This is a genomic window from Mesorhizobium sp. KR9-304, from assembly GCF_040049215.1.
Classification (GTDB): Bacteria; Pseudomonadota; Alphaproteobacteria; order Rhizobiales; family Rhizobiaceae; genus Mesorhizobium_K.
Window position 1 is genome coordinate 463,034 of sequence record NZ_JBDZDN010000001.1, and the last position, 17,390, is coordinate 480,423.

The 17,390-nt window shown below is 64.3% G+C and carries 18 protein-coding genes; 6 read left to right on the forward strand and 12 right to left on the reverse strand.

Annotated elements, in window-relative coordinates; all coding sequences use genetic code 11:
* Positions 1-193: 193 nt before the first annotated feature.
* The 3 genes from ABLE71_RS02255 to ABLE71_RS02265 are packed head-to-tail and all read right to left on the reverse strand — an operon-like array spanning position 194 to position 3,478.
* Positions 194-928: an SDR family oxidoreductase gene (locus ABLE71_RS02255; protein WP_348781744.1), complete on the reverse strand. Its 735-nt coding sequence runs from the start codon at positions 926-928 to the stop codon at positions 194-196.
* Positions 925-1,833 (reverse strand): SDR family NAD(P)-dependent oxidoreductase, encoded by a 909-nt coding sequence (locus ABLE71_RS02260; RefSeq protein WP_348781745.1) that lies wholly within the window; start codon positions 1,831-1,833, stop codon positions 925-927. The genes ABLE71_RS02255 and ABLE71_RS02260 overlap by 4 nt, the downstream gene beginning before the upstream one ends.
* 31 nt (positions 1,834-1,864) lie before the next feature.
* Positions 1,865-3,478 (reverse strand): AMP-binding protein, encoded by a 1,614-nt coding sequence (locus ABLE71_RS02265; protein ID WP_348781746.1) that lies wholly within the window; start codon positions 3,476-3,478, stop codon positions 1,865-1,867.
* Between the two features lie 155 nt (positions 3,479-3,633).
* On the opposite strand from ABLE71_RS02265, the gene ABLE71_RS02270 reads away from it, so the two are divergent.
* The gene (locus ABLE71_RS02270; RefSeq protein WP_348781747.1) at positions 3,634-5,418 is read left to right on the forward strand and encodes an acyl-CoA dehydrogenase; all 1,785 of its coding nucleotides are present in this window, start codon (positions 3,634-3,636) and stop codon (positions 5,416-5,418) included.
* Between the two features lie 31 nt (positions 5,419-5,449).
* On the opposite strand, the gene ABLE71_RS02275 is transcribed toward ABLE71_RS02270, so the two are convergent.
* Positions 5,450-6,316 (reverse strand): MaoC/PaaZ C-terminal domain-containing protein, encoded by an 867-nt coding sequence (locus ABLE71_RS02275; protein ID WP_348781748.1) that lies wholly within the window; start codon positions 6,314-6,316, stop codon positions 5,450-5,452.
* 182 nt (positions 6,317-6,498) lie between these two features.
* On the opposite strand from ABLE71_RS02275, the gene ABLE71_RS02280 reads away from it, so the two are divergent.
* Positions 6,499-7,590: an NADH:flavin oxidoreductase/NADH oxidase gene (locus ABLE71_RS02280; protein ID WP_348781749.1), complete on the forward strand. Its 1,092-nt coding sequence runs from the start codon at positions 6,499-6,501 to the stop codon at positions 7,588-7,590.
* On the forward strand, positions 7,584-8,273 hold the full coding sequence (locus ABLE71_RS02285; protein ID WP_348781750.1) for an EthD domain-containing protein: 690 nt from the start codon (positions 7,584-7,586) through the stop codon (positions 8,271-8,273). The genes ABLE71_RS02280 and ABLE71_RS02285 overlap by 7 nt, the downstream gene beginning before the upstream one ends.
* Positions 8,274-8,327: 54 nt before the next feature.
* On the opposite strand, the gene ABLE71_RS02290 is transcribed toward ABLE71_RS02285, so the two are convergent.
* The 3 genes from ABLE71_RS02290 to ABLE71_RS02300 all read right to left on the reverse strand — a co-directional run bounded on the left by ABLE71_RS02290 (position 8,328) and on the right by ABLE71_RS02300 (position 10,615).
* Positions 8,328-8,711 (reverse strand): Zn-ribbon domain-containing OB-fold protein, encoded by a 384-nt coding sequence (locus tag ABLE71_RS02290; RefSeq protein WP_348781751.1) that lies wholly within the window; start codon positions 8,709-8,711, stop codon positions 8,328-8,330.
* A 2-nt stretch (positions 8,712-8,713) separates the two neighbouring features.
* Entirely contained in the window at positions 8,714-9,874 is a 1,161-nt protein-coding gene (locus ABLE71_RS02295) for a thiolase domain-containing protein (protein WP_348781752.1), read from the reverse strand.
* A 96-nt stretch (positions 9,875-9,970) separates the two neighbouring features.
* The gene (locus ABLE71_RS02300; protein WP_348781753.1) at positions 9,971-10,615 is read right to left on the reverse strand and encodes a TetR/AcrR family transcriptional regulator; all 645 of its coding nucleotides are present in this window, start codon (positions 10,613-10,615) and stop codon (positions 9,971-9,973) included.
* Positions 10,616-10,741: 126 nt separating this feature from the next.
* On the opposite strand from ABLE71_RS02300, the gene ABLE71_RS02305 reads away from it, so the two are divergent.
* Entirely contained in the window at positions 10,742-11,479 is a 738-nt protein-coding gene (locus tag ABLE71_RS02305; RefSeq protein WP_348781754.1) for a glutathione S-transferase N-terminal domain-containing protein, read from the forward strand.
* A gap of 3 nt (positions 11,480-11,482) precedes the next feature.
* Here ABLE71_RS02305 and ABLE71_RS02310 read toward each other — a convergent pair whose 3' ends face one another.
* Entirely contained in the window at positions 11,483-12,232 is a 750-nt protein-coding gene (locus ABLE71_RS02310) for an SDR family NAD(P)-dependent oxidoreductase (protein WP_348781755.1), read from the reverse strand.
* Positions 12,233-12,318: 86 nt separating this feature from the next.
* On the opposite strand from ABLE71_RS02310, the gene ABLE71_RS02315 reads away from it, so the two are divergent.
* Entirely contained in the window at positions 12,319-13,155 is an 837-nt protein-coding gene (locus tag ABLE71_RS02315; protein ID WP_348781756.1) for an IclR family transcriptional regulator C-terminal domain-containing protein, read from the forward strand.
* Positions 13,156-13,166: 11 nt separating this feature from the next.
* On the opposite strand, the gene ABLE71_RS02320 is transcribed toward ABLE71_RS02315, so the two are convergent.
* Both ABLE71_RS02320 and ABLE71_RS02325 read right to left on the reverse strand, forming a co-directional pair.
* Positions 13,167-13,481: an NIPSNAP family protein gene (locus ABLE71_RS02320; protein WP_348781757.1), complete on the reverse strand. Its 315-nt coding sequence runs from the start codon at positions 13,479-13,481 to the stop codon at positions 13,167-13,169.
* Between the two features lie 18 nt (positions 13,482-13,499).
* On the reverse strand, positions 13,500-14,366 hold the full coding sequence (locus tag ABLE71_RS02325) for a hypothetical protein (protein ID WP_348781758.1): 867 nt from the start codon (positions 14,364-14,366) through the stop codon (positions 13,500-13,502).
* 63 nt (positions 14,367-14,429) lie between these two features.
* Here ABLE71_RS02325 and ABLE71_RS02330 point away from each other — a divergent pair, with 63 nt between their 5' ends.
* Positions 14,430-16,163, forward strand: a complete 1,734-nt coding sequence (locus ABLE71_RS02330) for an FAD-dependent oxidoreductase (protein WP_348781759.1) — start codon at positions 14,430-14,432, stop codon at positions 16,161-16,163.
* A 72-nt stretch (positions 16,164-16,235) separates the two neighbouring features.
* Here the strand turns inward: ABLE71_RS02330 and hpxZ are convergent, their stop codons facing one another.
* Positions 16,236-16,604, reverse strand: coding sequence for an oxalurate catabolism protein HpxZ (gene hpxZ / locus ABLE71_RS02335; RefSeq protein WP_348781760.1), 369 nt, complete (start codon positions 16,602-16,604; stop codon positions 16,236-16,238).
* Between the two features lie 101 nt (positions 16,605-16,705).
* Entirely contained in the window at positions 16,706-17,389 is a 684-nt protein-coding gene (locus ABLE71_RS02340) for a cysteine hydrolase (RefSeq protein ID WP_348781761.1), read from the reverse strand.
* Position 17,390: the final 1 nt, after the last annotated feature.

The following is a 17,390-nucleotide window of genomic DNA, read 5'->3' on the forward strand; positions in this document are numbered from 1 at the left end:
GCAATTTCGATATCGACCAGCCAGGCATTACATGCCGACCGAATTTTACTTACGAACGTTTGTTAGTACAATTTCGCTCGCTTGTCCATCTGCCGGCTGGCGCAGGACCGTCATGGGCGCGCTGAATCGTCTCCGCCGAAACCCGGTCGGGGAATGAGGTCGATCGCCATGCGGCTGAACCCTCCGTCGACCGTCAACTCCGCGCCATTGACGTAGGCGGAAAGGTCCGAGGCCAGGAATATGACGCGCCGGCGACATCTGCGGGCACTCCGGTTCTGCGACTGGCAACCGTCGCCTCGCGTCGGCGCAGAAGGTCCTCGTCGCGGTAGAACGGCTCGCTCAGCGCCGTCCGGATGAGCCCGGGATGCACGACGTTGCTGCGAATGCCGTCGGGTCCCCATTCGGCCGCAATGGTGGAAGACAGGCCGCAGATCCCTGCCTTCGAGGCGCTGTAGGCCCCGCCACGCGTCTGGGCGAAATTGGCCGCGATCGAGCCTATGTGGACGAACACACCCCTGCCGGCCTCGCGCATCGCCGGACCGAACACGAGGGTGCTGACGAAGGCGCCGGTAAGGTTGACGGACAGCATCGCATTCCAGTGTTCGAGGGTCGTTTCCTCAAGCGCCGCCGGCTTGAGGAAGCCCGCGTTGTTGACGACGATGCCCGCGACGCCAAGGGTGGATTCGATTGCGGCGCCGGCTAGCCGGAAGGACGCCTCGCTGGCTATGTTGCAGGCAAAGGCGCGAGCCTCGCCGCCCGCCGCCCGGATCATCCCCGCGGTCTCCTCGGCCGAAGCGGGTTCGATGTCGAGCACCGCCACGACACCACCCTCCCGGGCAAGACCCATGCAGATTCCGCGCCCGATACCACCGCCGCCTCCCGTCACCACGGCGACACGGCCCGCAAGAAGCCCGCCCGACACGCTCATGCCGACAGTTTGGCGGCGGCCAGCCGCTCGAGGATGTGGCGCATCTCGTCGCCCGCGCTGGCAAATCCGCGCGCGCCGTCAAAATCGCATATCTTCGCCCAGTTCTCGCCAATCGCCTCGGCGGTCGTAGCGGCGCCGAGAAGGATGCCGGGGCTGCTCATCATCTGGACGGCCGAGACGTATCCGCCGGCGGTCGACAGGATACGTCCGGACTCCGTATTGCGCTCGCTGCAAAGATAGGCGACCGCCGCCGCCACCAGCGCCGGATCGAAGGCCGCCTTGGTGGCCTCGTCCATCACCGCTTCCGTCATTGGCGTTGCAGCCATGGGAGCCAGCGTGTTGACCAGTATGCCGTATTTCCCACCCTCTTGCTTCAGTGCATTCATCAGGCCGACCAAACCTGCCTTGGCGGCCGCGTAGTTGCTCTGGCCGAAATTGCCGAACAGGCCTGAATTCGACGTCGTGAGCACGATGCGGCCATAGTTCTGATCGCGCATGTGGCCCCAAGCCGCCATGGTGCAGTAGGCCGCACCGTTGAGATGCACGTCGACAACCGCATCGAAATCTTCGGGGGTGAGCTTTGCGAATGTGCGGTCGCGCAGGAAGCCGGCGTTGTTGACCAGAATGTCGATGCGCCCGAATTGGGAAACCGCCTGCTCGACCAGGGCGCGAGCCTGACCGGGGTCGGCCACGGACGAGCCGTTGGAGACTGCCACGCCCCCGGCCGCGCGAATCTCTTCCACCACGAGATCCGCCGGCGGGCGCGCGTCGCCCGCGCGGCTCCCGGCGAAGTCGTTGACGACGATCTTGGCTCCCCGCGCCGCGAGCGCCAGGGCGTGGCTGCGGCCCAGGCCGGAGCCGGCTCCGGTCACTACGGCCACTCGGTCGTCAAATCGGATCGTCATACTTTAAGTCCTCGCTGAAATGAAACGATGATCAGCCGGAGCGCCGGAGCGGCTCAAGCGGCGGCAGGCCCTGAGCGATGTCGCGCAGTTCCCGCTTCTGAAGCTTGCCGTTGGCGCTTCGCGGCAGACGGTCGGTCGTCACCGTGAAGCTCTCGGGCACCTTGTAGTCCGCCAGCAGGCCGGCGCAGAAAGCGCGAAGCATGTCGGCCGTCACGCTTGCGGAGGCAACCGACACGAAAGCGTGGACACGTTCTCCCAGGACAGGGGAAGGCCGTCCGACCACGGCCGCCTCCACCACGCCGGCAAAGCGCGACAGGACGCTTTCGACCTCGGCACTGTAGATCTTGTAGCCACCGCGGTTGACGACGTCCTTGATGCGGTCGTGGACGCGCAGATAGCCTTCGACATCGATGGAACCTATATCGCCAGATCGCCAATAGCCGCCGACGAAGCCTTTCGCAGTGGCCTCCGGATCGCGCCAATAGCCGGGCGAAACCATTGGGCCGGCTATCCATATTTCTCCCGCCTCGCCTGTCGGCAGTTCGCGGCCGTGTTCGTCCATGACCAGTATGTCGACGCAATGCAGCGGGCGCCCGACGCTGGCGGCTTGTCCGACGCCCTCGCCGGGGCGCAGCATGGTCGCCGGCGAGCAGGTCTCCGTTGCCCCGTAGCCGTTGACCAATTGGAGGTGCGGCAGTTTTTCGGCCAGCGCCATGATGAGGCCTTCTGGCATCGGCGCACCGCCGTAATTTCCCACCCGCCATTGCGACAGGTCGGCGCCATGGAAACCATCGTCGAGCAGGCAGAGGCTGTACATGGCCGGCACCATCACCGTCTGCGTCATCCGCTCCCGCGCGGCCATTTCGATGAAGGTCGAGGCGCGGAAGGAGTCGAGCAGCAACACGGCCGCTCCGGCGTGCAAAGCGCCGATAACGCCCATGATGAGGCCGGTCACGTGTGTGATGGGTGTGACGACGCCGATTCGATCGGCTGCCGTTATGCCGATGTTGCGATGGAAGTGCTGGCAGGAATGCTCGATGTTCAGGTGAGTCAGCACCGCTCCTTTCGGTCGGCCCGTCGTGCCCGACGTGAAGACGATGAGCGCGGGGTCCTCCTCGCTGTCGGGGCGACTGCGATCGAGTTCTCGTCCCTCCAGGATCATTTCGAAAAGCCGCCCCTCGCCGTCGCCGGGTATGGCGAGGGTTTGGCAGCCAGCCGGAAGCGCCGCCGTATCGGCAACCTCGGCCGCCACCCTCTTCTCATAGGCGATCAGCGAGGCCTGGCAGTTCGTCGCGATATAGGCGATCTCGGCGCCGCGCAGGCGGATGTCCACCGGAACAACGATGGCGCCGATCCTGAAAGCCGCATAGAGCAGGAGGATGAATTCCGGATTGTTGCCGCACAGCAGTACGAGGCGGTCACCGTGGCGAAGACCGAGCGAAGCAAGTCCCGTTGCGACACGCGCAACTTCGTCGACCAGTTCCCGATACGAGAGACGCCGCCCCGCAAAGACGATGGCGTCGGCGTCGGCGCGAACAGCGGCCGCGCGTTCCAGCGTCTCGTAGCTGTCGCCGAGCCTGTCCGCGAAGCAACGGACCAGTCGATCGCCGAAATGCCTTTCGTATCGAATTTCCGCTGACGTCATCAGGGCCCTGCTCAGGCAAGCGACAAGTGAACACACGACCGTTGACCGGTGGCCGCGCCCGATCTAACTAACAAACGTTTGTATTTACGGTCAAGTCAACCGCGGTCGGATTAAAGGAGCGCTCAGTGGACGGTTCAGGCGTCAGCCCAAGCAGCATGAGGGACATAGCGTTCAACCTGTTCGAGGTATTGGGCACGGACTCGCTCACTGAAAGGGAATTGTTCGCCGAACACGATCACGACGTCTTCGCCGCTGTGCTCGACACCGCCCAGGCGATCGCCGCCGACAAGTTTCACAACCACTACACCCTTGCCGACCGAAGCGAACCGCGTTTCGAAGACGGGGCTGTCATCACCCTACCCGAAACGAAGGAGGCGATCGAAGCGTTTGTCGCAGCCGGTTTCCTGCGGGCGAACGCTCCCACCGAAGAGGGTGGGCTTCAGCTTCCATTCAGTGTGGTGCAGGCGTGCTTTGCCTGTTTCCAGGCGGCGAATGTCGCCACGACTTCCTACTGCTTCCTCACGGCGGCCGCTGCGAACGTGATCCGCAAGTTCGGATCCGAGGAGCAGAAACATATATTCATGGAGCCGATGCTAAACGGGCGATACCTCGGCACCATGTGTCTCAGCGAATCGCAGGCAGGGTCGTCGCTGTCGGATATCCGCACCACCGCGCGGATGCTTGGCGATGGAACATTTGCTGTTCGCGGCACGAAGATGTGGATATCGGGCGGCGACCACGAGATGTCGGACAACATCGTGCATCTGGTTCTTGCCCGGATCGGTGGCGCGCCGGCGGGGGTCAGGGGCATCTCGATGTTCATCGTGCCCAAGCGCCGCCTTGACGCAGACGGCGAACCTGCCGAACACAACGGCGTCAGGCTCATCGGCCTCAATCACAAGATGGGTTGGCGCGGAATCACGAATACGGTGCTGAGCTTCGGCGAGGAGGACGACTGCGTCGGCTATCTGGTCGGCGAGGCCAACCGAGGCCTCGAATACATGTTCGTCATGATGAACGAGGCGCGGATCTCGGTCGGGCTCGGCGCCACCATGAGCGGATATGCCGGCTATCTGTACAGCCTGGACTATGCCCGCTCGCGCCCGCAGGGCCGCCTTCCCGACGCGAAGGACCCGTTGTCGAAGCCGGTAATGATCATAGAACACGCCGACGTAAAGCGGATGCTGCTGGCGCAGAAGGCCAGTGTGGAGGGAGCGCTGTCGCTCTGCCTCTATGCGGCCCGTCTGGTCGACGACCTCGCGACGCATGCCGAGAAGGCCGCACGAGAAGACACGGAATTGCTCCTCGAGCTTCTGACGCCGATCGTCAAGGCGTGGCCCAGCGAGTTCTGCCTCGAGGCCAACAAACTCGCTATGCAGGTTCTGGGGGGCTATGGCTATACCCGGGACTATCCGGTGGAACAGTTCTATCGCGACAACCGTCTCAACGCGATCCACGAGGGCACGAACGGCATCCAGGCGATCGACCTTCTGTGGCGCAAGGTTCGTCTGCGCGACGGTTCCGCGCTCTCGGTGTTCGAGAAGGTGGTGCTGTCAGACATTGCCAAAGCCAGGCGGCATGCAGCCGTGACCGCTCACGCAGACGAGTTGGAAGGCTATCTTCGCGCGGTCATCAAAGCCACCTGCGCGGCGCGCCGGCATGCTGACACCGACATCGTCGGATATCTTGCCAATGCGTCGGTCTACTGCGACCTTTTCGGCCACCTCGTGATCGGCTGGATGTGGCTGAGACAGGCCGCTGCGGCCTACGGCCGCCTGGCGAGCGTCGGCCTTTCCGACGACGACGCCAATTTCTATCGCGGCAAGATCGCGGCCTGCCGCTACTTCTACGCCTTCGAGATGGGACGCATCGACAACTGGCTGGCGATATTCTCCCGCATGGAACGCTCGGCGCTGGAAACGGACCAGGCCTGGTTCTAAGCGCCAAACCCTGCGCCCCAGCCCGGGTCCGCTATCGGAGTACCACGCGGCCCCGGTCGAGGACGATGCTTTCGCGCGCGGCGACGCGTGCCCGGAATGCGCCGCCCTCCGCGGTACGCCAGAGTTCGGTGGTTATCGTCTCGCCGGGAAAGACCGGGGCGGTGAAGCGCGCTTCCAGATGCGCAACCCGGGCCGGGTCGTGCGCGCAGAGACCCTTGACGACGGCGCGGGTCGCGATCGCGTAGGTGCACAGCCCGTGCAATATGGGCCGCTCGAAACCGACCGAGCGCGCAAAATCGGGATCGCTGTGGAGGGGATTGCGGTCGCCGAGCAATCGATAGAAGAGCGCCTGATTCGGTTGAGTCGCAAGATCGATCGCGAGGTCACATGGAGAGTCCGGGACTGGGACAAGCGGCGGCGGATTTCCCTGCGCCCCTCCGAAACCACCATCGCCGCGCGCAAACACCGTCGAATGAAGCGTGGCGAGCGCCTGGCCGTCCGAAAGGTCGGTCAGATCCGTGCGCACGTAGAGGACAGCACCACGGCCCTCACCCTTGTCGTAAACGTCGACGATGCGCATGGCGCTGGAAAGGCGCGCCATCGGGGCGAGCGGCTTGTGCAGGGTGATGCGCTGCTCGCCATGCACGACTCGGTCCACATCGACGCCACTGGATGCAAGCCACGTATCGTCCCAGGCGATGACCGTCGCCATGCTGGGCAACGCACGCAGACCGTTTTCCGTCACGAACGGCAGTTCGGTTCGGTCCAAGGGATCGGCCGACATGCCGGCCGCAAGGCCGTAAAGCATGGTGCGAGCGTCGTCGTAGGAGAATGTTCTTTCCGGGAACCGCCTCGCCTTCAACCGATCCGGATCCATCTTCGTGCCATAAGCTGTCATGCTCGCTCGCAATGGCGCAAGGACCCGCCCAGCAGGTTGTGGTGGCTTGGAATGGCCCGCTCGCCGGCCGTTCGGTCGCTGCGGAACAGCGCGTTCATCATGCTCTCCAAGGCCGTCATTGACCGGAAACTACCGTGCGGCTAAGTGGATAACTAACGTACGTTTGTAGAGGACGCAAACCTTTGAGCCAGCTTTTCACGCCGCTTTCCCTGCGATCCGTCACCGTACCCAACCGGATCGTCATGTCGCCCATGTGCATGTACACGTGCCGGGACGGGATACCCGGCGACTGGCACAAGATTCATCTGGGAAGCCGTGCCGCGGGCGGCGTCGGAATGGTGGTCCTCGAAGCGACTGCCGTATCGCCTGTCGCACGCATCACGCCCGGCGATCTTGGCCTATGGTCCGACGAGCATGTGCGCGCGCTGGAGCCGATCGCCGCATTGATTTCGGCAGCCGGCAGCGTGCCGGCGATCCAGCTCGCCCATGCCGGCCGCAAAGGCGGACGGACGATCCCCTGGGATGGCAACGCACCCATCGCCGAAGAGCAATGGGGGAAACTTCCGGCCCCCAGCGCCCTTCCCTTTCAACCCGACTGGAATACTCCGGAGGAGATGGACGAGGCGGCAATCGCGCGCATGGTCGAAGATTTCGCCGCAGCGACACGGCGCGCCTGCCGTGCCGGTTTCCGTGCGATCGAGGCACACTTTGCCCACGGCTACCTTCTTCACGAATTCTTCTCGCCTCTGGCCAACAAGCGGACCGACCGCTTCGGCGGCAGTTTCGAAGGACGGGCGGCAGTTCCGATCATGGTGGTGAGGGCAATGCGCGCGGCGATGCCGGATGAATTGCCGCTGATGGTCAGGCTTTCCATCGTCGACTGGACCGAGGGCGGCATAACGCTGGAAGACACGATCCGGCTGGCCTCGATGATGAAGGACGAGGGTGTTGACCTGGTGGACTGTTCGAGCGGCGCCGTGGTGCCCGGCGAGCAGGCGCCCGTCGAACCCGGCTACCATGCGCCGATGACGCGCGAGATCCGGGCGCGCACCGGCCTTGCGACCGGCGTGGTCGGGCTGATCACGGAACCGGAGATGGCCGAGAGGTTCATCTCCGACGGCGCCGCCGACCTCGTTTTCCTCGCTCGAGCGCTGCTGAGGGACCCCTACTGGCCGCGCATGGCGGCGCATGTCCTGGGAGCGGAGAACGCGATTGAGATCCCGATCCAGTATCGCCGCGCGGTCGCCCGCATGGGTGGCCGAACCCAATGGTAGGTCCGCACAGGGAAAAGGCAGCCACGGCGGCAGGATCGGTCTGGAAGCGCAACTCCTTCCTCAAACGCAATCCGGCGTTGACACGGCGCGGCTTCCGCCGCCACTACGCCGAAGTCCACGGCCCGCTGGCTGCATCACAGGCCGGTTTCCGCCGGCACACGCTGCGCTACGTCCAGAACCACGTGGAGGCCGGTGAAGACGACGAGACGCTCTTCGACGGGATCACGATGACCACGCAGGTCCCCCGGGCCGACTACACGCGAGGCTTCTTTCACGAACCGGACTACGCGAACGTCAAGCCCGATGAACTCTACCTTTTCGATATCGACCGAACGGTTTCGGTTCTCGGCGAGGTGATCGTTTCGCCGACGGTAGCGCCCCAAGGATACAAGGCGGTTCTGCTGTCTGGAGCCGGCTGGTCCCCACCGGCGCATCTTTGCATCGAGGGCGCTTCCCAACTTTCCGCCAGCAGGCTCGACGTCTCCAACGCCAGCGCGCTCGGCTTCAGCGGTGCGGTGTTCGTCCATCCCTACATGGTCGAAGCCTGGTTCGCGGCAGCCGAGGACAGGGATCGAGCCGTCGACAGTCCGGAGCTTCTGCTGGGCGCAGGATCGATCGGTTTGCCGGTAACAGAGATCCTGATCTTCGGGCCCGAACGGCCGTGGCCCGCCTTCGTGTCGTGACCGACTTGGAACCCAGAATTGTCTATCTCGCTACCGACCTCGGCTGAGCCTCCGTCAGGCGGGCTTGAAAACCGGAATTGTCAGTCCGTCTTCCCTTTGCTCGAATGCGACCCGCACCGGCTGGCCCACAGCCAGGGCATCGAGATCGCAGTCGACGATATTCGTGAACATCGTGACTCCCTCTTCGAGAGTGACGTAGGCGATCGCAACCGGAGGCGAAGCCCGGCGCATGACCGTCCAGGAGTAGATCGTCCCCTGGCCGGAGGCCTCCATCCATTCGGTTTCGAGCGAACGGCAATGCGGACACTGCGTCCGCGGATAGAAATGTGGCCTGCCGCAGGCCGTGCACTTCTTGACGAGCAGCCTGCCATCGCGGGCGGCGTCCCAGTAGGCCTTGGTCTCGGCGTTGACGGCGGCATGTTCGACAGGGGCGTTCATGGTCAAAGCCTCTCCATGATGACTGTTGAAGCGGCGTGCCGCGTGCCGAGCCAGCCTCCGGTGGCGTTGGCGAGAGCCAGCGAACAATCCTTTACTTGAACGGCCGGGTGGGCTTCGCCGCGGAGCTGCCGCACGGCCTCGATGACCTTGGTCATGCCGCCGCGGTTGGCCGGATGGTTGTTGCAAAGACCTCCACCGTCGGTGTTTATCGGAAGCCTGCCAACACCCGAAATCAGGTTGCCATCGGCGACGAAGGCGCCACCCTTTCCCTTCTCGCAGAACCCCAGATCCTCGACCTGCTCCAACACGGTTATCGTGAAACTGTCGTAGAGGGAGGCATAGCGGATGTCGGTCGGGGCGACACCGGCCTGCGCGTAGGCGGCAGCGGCCGAAAGGCGTGTGGCCGAATAGGTCAGGTCTATCTGCCCGCCATCCTGGTGTTTCACGGCATCGCCGACGCCGCGGATTCGCACCATCGGCCGCTTCAGCGACCGGGCAACTTCCGGGGACACCACGACGATGGCGCCACCGCCATCGCTCACCACGCAGCAGTCCAGGCGATGCAGGGGATCGGCGATCATCGGCGATGCGAGGACCTCCTCGACGGTCACGACGTTCTTGAGCATCGCATTGGGGTTGTGCTGCGCGTGATGCGAAGCCGCAACCTTGATCCAGGCTAGCTGCTCGCCCGTCGTGCCGTACTCGTACATGTGGCGGGTCGCGCACATGGCATAGGTGTTGATTACGGCGCGTCCGTAGGGGTGTTCGAACGGGACGTCCGGCAACGCCCAATCGGGTGCGGGGTCGGCGGCCGCTCCGCCGGTGCGCGGCCGTCCCGCCAGCGTGATGAGAGCAACGCTGCACCGCCCCGCGGCGATCGCGTCGACCGCCTGGCCGACATGGGTGATGTAGGCTGAGCCTCCGGTATCGGTCGCGCCGATCACCTTGAGCCTGAGGCCGAGATATTCGACCAATGAGAGCGGATAGAGATTCGTGTTATCCCCGGCTACGAAATAACCGTCCACGTCATCAAGCGTGAGACCGGCGTCGGCAAGCGCCCCGGCAGCAACTTCGGCATGAAGCTGGGCGAGCGACTTGTCGGGCGCCTTGCGCGTTGGGTGCTCGAAAACACCGGCGACGAACGCTCGATCTCTGAAGGTCATGGCCGATCCTGACGTTTGACTAACGAACGCTTGTTCGTATTTCAGTCGGTCCGGATCGTCAACTGCCTCTGTCGCCCGGCGCTCACGCCGTCGGTCTCAGGAACGACGGGCCTTCGGCTCAAGCATCGCGTGAATGAATTGCGTATATTGCTTGGCGATGTCGTCCGCGCTGCGCTGGCCACCTGGATTGAACCAGTTGGCGACCGAGTTCAGCATGCCGAAGATCGCGAAGGACGCCATCTTCGGGTCGCTGCGTGCGAACACGCCTGTGGCCTGGCCCTCGCGAAGGATCTCTATCACGTAGTTCTCGTAGCGGTCGCGCAGGGCGACCATCTTGGCCCGGTTCTCGGGCGAGAGGTTGCGTAACTCCATGTTGCCGATAAAAACCTCCTCCTTGCGCGCGGTGTGGAAGGCGACGTGGTTCTGAATGAAGGCGTCGAGACGGGCCTGCGGCCCGTTCACCGGCGCCACCTTCTCCTCGAAGCTGCGCACGAGGTCGCTCATGATCTCGTAGAGGATTTCGAACAGCAGTTCCTGCTTGTTCTCGATGTGATTGTAGAGCGATCCAGCCTGGATGCCGATGCGGTCGGCGAGTTTGCGCAGCGTGACCGCGTGGTAGCCGAATTCGGAGAACATCGAGATCGCGGCGTCGCGGATCGCCTTCTGGGTGGAATCGCGCCGCTGACCCTGTCGTCCCGGCGTGGGCCGATCGGCGGCGTTCGCGGAGGGCATTTCGTCCATGACTTACCTCCAATGCGGGCGGGGGGCGTGCAGATCGGCAGACCCAATCCCGTGGTCCCCTCTGGCCGTACTTTAACAAACGATTGTTTGCAATAAGCCTATGCGACAGCAAGCGAGGAACAAGCCATGACCGACCCTACGTTCGATCTCTATGCTTCACCCACGCCGAACGCTCTCAAGATTCTGATCGCGCTCGAAGAAGGAGGTCTTGCCTACAGGATAAAGCCGGTCGACATATGGAAAGGGCAACAGTTCGAAGACTGGTTCATCGCGCTCAATCCGAACTCGAAGGTTCCGGTCCTTGTCGATCCCGCCGGGCCGGACGGAATGCAACACAACGTATTCGAATCCTGTGCAATCCTCCTCTATCTCGCAGAAAAGACTGGAAAGGGACTGTCTCGCGAAGGAGCGGCGCGCTCGCTGGTGGTACAGTGGCTGTTCTTCCAGGCCGCCAACCTGGGGCCGATGGCAGGGCAACTTAACCACTTCGCATTGTACGCGCCCCAGGGCGAGGACTACGCGCGCAGTCGCTACATCACCGAAGTACGCCGCATCTACGGCGTCATCGACCGGACCCTTGGCCACACTTCGTTTGTCGGCTCCGACGATTTTTCGATCGCCGATATGGCGATCTATCCGTGGATCGCGAACCTGAAGCACAGAAACGGCGAGGCGTTTCCGTTTCTGAGCCTCGGGTCCGATGAGTTCCAAAGCCTCGCCGAATGGTTCTCGCGCTGTTCGGAGCGGCCTTCCGTGAAACGCGCCCAGTCGGCCTTCGCCGGGATCCGCTCCACGCTCGCATCGGCCACGCCGGAGGAACGCGACCGCGTCTTCGGACGAGGGGCCTTCTCACGGGCGACCTGAAGCTCAGCGCAGCAGATAGCCGCCGTCGAGCACGAGCGTGTGGCCGGTCACGAAGCTCGAAGCGCTGCCGGCCAGCCAGAGCACCGCCTCGGCAACCTCCCGCGGGCGGCCGAGCCTGCCGATGGGATAGGCCGGCGTGTAGCGGTCGCGCATTGCCTTTTCGTTTCCGGCGAGCGCGACATTCATCGGTGTTTCGATCGTGCCTGGCGCCACGGCATTGACCCGCACGCCGCGTGGCGCCGCCTCGAAGGCGGCCGCCTTCGTCAGTCCAATCACCGCATGTTTGGAGGCCGTATAATGGGCCGCTCCCGGCCCCGTCGAGAATCCCATGATGGAGGCCATGTTCACGATCGTCCCCCGTTGCGCCTCGTACATCGCCTTCAACGCCTCGCGCTGGCATAGAAACGCTCCGGCGACGTTCAGGTCCATCACGCGGCGGAACTCGACGCTGCTCATCCGATGCGCCTCGTCGGTGCCGCCGCGAATGCCGGCGTTGTTGAAGAGGTGATCGATTCTCCCCCAGCGGCCCAGAACCGTATCGAAGGCCTCGACGACCTGTTCCTCAACCGTGACGTCGACACGCAGGGCGATCGCCTCGGTGTCGCGGATCCTGGCCGCCGTTTCCAGCGCCGCATCGTGGTCGATGTCGATCACCGCGACGCGTGCCCCAGCCCTGGCGAAAGCAATCGCGGCGGCCCGGCCGATGCCTGATCCCGCCCCCGTCACGATGGCGACGGCCTCCTTCTCGATCACGGCGCAAATCCTCCCCCGTATTGCACTTTGCCGGTCGGCGATGCAGAAGCTAGCCCACCAGTCCGGACATCACTTGCGATCCTCGCGTGACCCTCGAAACGCCAAGCCAGCATTCTGGCCGAACGCCAAAACCCGGCACGAAGTCGAGCCGGCTGCTTGCCGTCCTCGACCTCTTTTCGGTCGAGGCACCGGTCTGGACGGTGGAGACGATGGCCGGACCTTTGGGCGTGGCGCCGGCGACGGCCTACCGGTACGTACGCGACCTCTGCGAGGCCGGCCTCCTGATACAGGCTGCGGGCGGCGGCTACGCGCTCGGTCCCCGCTTCATCGAAATCGATCGCCAGATACGCATTGCCGACCCCCTCCTCAAGATCGGACCGAGGATCATGGAATCGCTGCGTGACCGGCAGGTCGGCGCCCAGCTTCTCTGTTCCTTCTACGGGACGCGCGTTCTGTGCATCCATCAGGACCGCAGCGACGACCGGATTTCCATGAGCATGGAGCGAGGGCGGCCCTTCCCGCTGTTCCTTGGCGCGCCGTCGCGCATCATCCTCGCCAATCTGCCGAGCTATCACCTCAAGTCTCTTTTCCTCAGCCACAGCCGCGAAATCGAGCGCGCGGGGCTGGGCGCCGGTTGGCACGAATTCAAGGAGCGCCTCAAGTCGATCCGCAAGCGCGGCATCTATGTCGGCAGCGAGATCGATGCGGAACTGGTCGGCGTCGCAGCGCCGATCTTCCGGGCGCCCGCAACGGTGGTCGCGAGTCTCTGCATGGTGCGGCTGCGGGCGGAGGCGACCGGCGACGTTCTCACCGTTCTGGAGGCGAAGGCCCGTCTGGGGGCCGAGGCGATCAGCACGAAATTGCAGGCCAGCGGGACGCCGGTCACGGCGCCGAGCTACGCCTCGGCGCGTCAGCCGCGCTGACTGCGCCGCACTCACCGCAGCGGCGAGAAAGCGGTCGGCACGAGAATACGGTTCTCCATCCCGACGATCATCGGCGTGCAGACGCGCAGGTACTCCTGCCACGCCGCGAGCCCGGCCAGTTCCGCGCGCCGGCGCTCCCGGTCCGTCAGGCTTTCGTAGCCCCAGAGATGCACCAGTCGGCTGAGCGGGCCGATCTCGGTGGTAAAGTAGCCGATCAGGTTGCCCAGGATTCGTTTCTGGAGTTCCAAGCCCAGTTCTTCATAGCGGGCCAGATAGTCCGGGAGCTTGCCGGCAGCAATCTGATAAGTTCGTTCCTCGACGATCATTCCCGTCTCCAAACCGGTTCAGTTGTCCACGAGCAGACGTGCCGCGTCGGTTGCGCGCATGCCGACCGTTACGCCCTTGGCGATGGCCAGCCGGTTGGCAGCGCTGACGATCCCGTCGAAATAAGTGCTATGGCCGTCACCCATCCTCGCCGTGAGCGCATCGACTGCCGCACCGGCAATGCCGGCTTGGGCGGCGGGATCGAGGGCGGTGATGCCGGAATCGTTCTTGCCGGTGCCTCCGTCCGAACAGATGAAGCCCCAGGGCGCCGAACCGACGATGTAGCCGACCACGCTTCTGCCGGTGTGGCCCGCGGTGCAGAGAACGTTGCGGCCACGATCCTCGGCGCGTGCGAAGGCGATCGAGTCCGTGCAGACGATACTGCGGCCCGCCCCGTTGGTGTAGACGGCTTCACGCCTCTCCCTGTCGCCGAAACGGTCGGCGGCCTTCATTCCCTCGCTCTCCAGCAGCAGAACGGCGGCCTCCGCGACCCTCATTCCCGGACGCAGCCCCAGGCCTTCGGCCAACTCATTCACGCGACTGACAATTCCCTCCTCGTAGAGATCGCGGCCGTTGCCCATCTCCGCGGTCATCACGTCGGCAGCCGCAGCCGGGATGCCCAGTGCCTCGTAGAACCAGAGACCGGCTATTCCCGCTCCGTCCTTGCCGATCGCGCAATCGAGACCGATTGCGCCGCGCGGACCTGAACGGGCAATCATGCGCGCGCAGAGCACGCCGGCATAGGAGGCGGCCACGATCACGTCGTTCGCAGCGCTTTCGGAACCATAGTGGTCGGGCACGAAGGTTGCGGAATCGAACGTCAGTATCCGCCCGGTCGAATCGTCCCTGACAATGCGGATAGCGTCTCCGAGTTTTGCACCTGCCATCGCGAACCTCCTGGAAATCGGCGTGATACGCTCATACAGCGATATTGTGCTATTTTGCAATATATGAGAATTAGCAAAGAAACTGGAGCGGCCGCATTGGCTATCGATATCTCGGAAGTGTACGATGTCGTGGTGATCGGCTCGGGAGCCGGCGGCATGGCGACTGCGGTCACGGCGGCGGTTCGCGGGCTGAGCGCCATCGTTGTGGAGAAGGAGCCACTCATCGGCGGCACGACTGCCTATTCCGGAGGCTACCTCTGGGTGCCGGGCCATCCGAAAGACGGCGCCTCACCAGATCCCGAAGAGACCGAGAAGGCATACGCCTATATGCGCTATGAAGCCGGAAACGCATTCGACAGCGAGCGCACGACTGCCTTTCTCGCCCACGGCCGCGAAATGGTCGAGTTCTTCGAGGCCAATACGGAGGTCAGGTTCCTCGATGCGCCCGCCTTTTCGGACTACCACCCCGATGCGCCCGGCGCACGGTCCGGCGGCAGATCGATCCTGACGGCGCCGATCGACGGTCGTATGCTCGGAGAGGATATCCGGCGCCTGCGGCCGCCGCTTTCCACCATCACCTTCGTCGGCATGATGTTCAATTCGAGCCAGGAGGTGAACCATTTCTTCAACGTCACGCGCTCGGCGAAATCCGCGTGGCACGTAATCAAGCGTCTCGGAGCGCATGGCCGCGACCTCCTGTTGCATGGCCGCGGCATGCGGCTGACCAGCGGCAACGCGCTTGCCGCCCGGCTTATGCTGAGCGCTCGCACGCTTGGCGTTCCAATCCTGACATCAGCGCCCGCGCGACGCCTGCTGCGGGAGGATGGCCGCGTCACCGGCGTGGAGATCTCCACGGCTTCGGGCGTGCGCGCCATCCGCGCGCGCCACTCGGTGGTGCTTGCATGTGGAGGGTTCCCCCAGGACGCTGCGCGGCGCAAGGCGCTGTTTCCGCACGCCCCGACCGGCATGGAACACTTGTCCCCCGCCCCGCCGGGCAACACCGGGGATGGTCTTCGCCTCGGCGAAGAGGCCGGCGGAACGGTCGCGACCGAACTTCGCAACGCCGCAGCGTGGATTCCCGTCTCCCGCGTTCCCTCCGGCGCCGGGTACAAGGTGTTTCCGCACCTGATCGACCGCTACAAGCCCGGCGTCATCGCGGTTGGCCCGAACGGGCGGCGTTTCGTGAACGAGGCCAATTCCTACCACGATTTCGGACAGGCGATGATTGCGGCGTCGCAAGGCCGTGAATGCGTGGCGTGGCTCGTCTGCGATCACCGGGCGTTGCGCAAATACGGTCTCGGCTTCGTCAAACCCTTTCCATTGCCGATCTTCCAGCATATCCGCTCCGGCTACCTGATCAGCGGTCGCACCCCTCGTGAGCTCGCCGAACACGCGGGCTTCGATCCAGCGGCCTTCGAGGTCCAGTTGGCGACCTTCAACACCGCCGCGCGGCGAGGCGTCGATCCGCAGTTCGGCAAGGGAGAAACGGCGTACAATCGTTTCTTGGGAGATGCGTCGCACAAGCCCAACCCTTGCGTTGCCGCCCTCGAGAAAGCTCCGTACTACGCGATCCGGCTCGCCCTCGGCGACCTCGGCACCTTCGCCGGCCTGCGCACGGATGCCGAAACCCGGGTCCTCGACGCTGCGGGCAGGCCGGTGCCGGGGCTCAACGCGGTGGGCAACGACGCCGCCAGTGTGATGGGCGGAGCCTATCCCGGCGGCGGCATCACGCTCGGACCTGCGCTCACCTTTGGCTACATCGCAGGAACCTGGCTCGCACAATCGCGAACGACCTAGAGCCCAGCCGCAACAGGCCATCCGGACAATGCGAGCACGGCGCATCGTACCGGCTACGGCCGGGATTGCGCACTACATCATGCTGACGTGGGCAGCGGCGACGCGCCAGCCATGGGGCGTTCGCACCCAGGTCTGCATCTGGCGGCCGACCTGGTCCGGAAAATCCGGCCGGTGGAAAAGCGTCGAGGCGATGGCCATGTCGCGACCATAGGTGGTGATCACGGTGCGCGAGAGCGTGCGGTCGAAGGGTTTCTGCGCGGCGCGGAAGCGCCGGACCTCGTCGATGCCGTACTGCACCTCGGCGACGCCGTAGCGCACGGCCTTGTCCGAATGCAGGAACATCGCGTCCAGCGTTTCGGCGTCGTGTTCGAGCAGCGCCTTTTCGTAGGCTTCGAAGACCGCGGTGATTTCGGCCAGCGTCTCCGGATCGTCAATCAGCATGCTCAGGTGCCAGACCTCATGTACCCGCTCATCGGGCAACCATACGGTCGCGCAGGCGCGCTAGAAAGGGGATCGTTTCAAACCGGTCCCAACGGCCCTGCTCAGCCATGCACCATCGCCTCCGCGAAACCCTTCTCAAGATCGGCAAGCGGCGCAGCCCAGCCGACGATGCCGCCCTGGGCGACGATCATTTCTATCGCCGCGGCCTTGAATTCGGGGAAGTAGCTCTCGGTCGCGTCTTCGATCAGCAGGCATTCGTAACCGCGGTCGTTCGCCTCGCGCATGGACGTCTGCACGCACACCTCGGTGGTGACGCCGGCGAAGACGAGCTGGGTGATGCCGCGCGCCGACAGGGTCTCGTGCAGGCCGGTCGCCCAGAACATGCCCTTGCCCGGCTTGTCCACGACGATCTCGCCGTCGACCGGCGCGAGTTCCGGAAGGATCTGGTTGCCGGGCTCACCGGCGACCAGGATGCGGCCCATAGCGCCAAGATCGCCGATTCTCAGGCCCGGCTTGCCGCGCAGGCGCTTGGCCGGCGGACAGTCGGAAAGGTCGGGCCGGTGCGCCTCGCGCGTGTGCACGACCGGCAGGCCGTGCGCGCGAAAGAGCGAGATCAGCGCGGCGACGGTGGGCACGATTTTCGTCAGCCGGGCAACGTCGTTGCCGAGGACCGCTCCGAAGCCGCCCGGTTCGATGAAATCGCGCTGCATGTCGATAACCACGAGGGCGATGTGTCTTGGATCGAGCGCGAAGTCATAAGGGCGGGCGGGGACGAAAAACGGCATG

What these genes read in the sequence shown, in the direction of transcription:
- ABLE71_RS02255 (WP_348781744.1), bottom strand. Translation starts at nt 928, where the DNA reads ATGAGCGTGTCGGGCGGGCTTCTTGCGGGCCGTGTCGCCGTGGTGACG.
- ABLE71_RS02260 (WP_348781745.1), bottom strand. Translation starts at nt 1,833, where the DNA reads ATGACGATCCGATTTGACGACCGAGTGGCCGTAGTGACCGGAGCCGGC.
- ABLE71_RS02265 (WP_348781746.1), bottom strand. Translation starts at nt 3,478, where the DNA reads ATGACGTCAGCGGAAATTCGATACGAAAGGCATTTCGGCGATCGACTG.
- ABLE71_RS02270 (WP_348781747.1), top strand. Translation starts at nt 3,634, where the DNA reads ATGAGGGACATAGCGTTCAACCTGTTCGAGGTATTGGGCACGGACTCG.
- ABLE71_RS02275 (WP_348781748.1), bottom strand. Translation starts at nt 6,316, where the DNA reads ATGACAGCTTATGGCACGAAGATGGATCCGGATCGGTTGAAGGCGAGG.
- ABLE71_RS02285 (WP_348781750.1), top strand. Translation starts at nt 7,584, where the DNA reads ATGGTAGGTCCGCACAGGGAAAAGGCAGCCACGGCGGCAGGATCGGTC.
- ABLE71_RS02290 (WP_348781751.1), bottom strand. Translation starts at nt 8,711, where the DNA reads ATGAACGCCCCTGTCGAACATGCCGCCGTCAACGCCGAGACCAAGGCC.
- ABLE71_RS02295 (WP_348781752.1), bottom strand. Translation starts at nt 9,874, where the DNA reads ATGACCTTCAGAGATCGAGCGTTCGTCGCCGGTGTTTTCGAGCACCCA.
- ABLE71_RS02300 (WP_348781753.1), bottom strand. Translation starts at nt 10,615, where the DNA reads ATGGACGAAATGCCCTCCGCGAACGCCGCCGATCGGCCCACGCCGGGA.
- ABLE71_RS02305 (WP_348781754.1), top strand. Translation starts at nt 10,742, where the DNA reads ATGACCGACCCTACGTTCGATCTCTATGCTTCACCCACGCCGAACGCT.
- ABLE71_RS02320 (WP_348781757.1), bottom strand. Translation starts at nt 13,481, where the DNA reads ATGATCGTCGAGGAACGAACTTATCAGATTGCTGCCGGCAAGCTCCCG.
- ABLE71_RS02325 (WP_348781758.1), bottom strand. Translation starts at nt 14,366, where the DNA reads ATGGCAGGTGCAAAACTCGGAGACGCTATCCGCATTGTCAGGGACGAT.
- ABLE71_RS02330 (WP_348781759.1), top strand. Translation starts at nt 14,430, where the DNA reads ATGAGAATTAGCAAAGAAACTGGAGCGGCCGCATTGGCTATCGATATC.
- hpxZ (WP_348781760.1), bottom strand. Translation starts at nt 16,604, where the DNA reads ATGCTGATTGACGATCCGGAGACGCTGGCCGAAATCACCGCGGTCTTC.
- ABLE71_RS02340 (WP_348781761.1), bottom strand. Translation starts at nt 17,389, where the DNA reads ATGCCGTTTTTCGTCCCCGCCCGCCCTTATGACTTCGCGCTCGATCCA.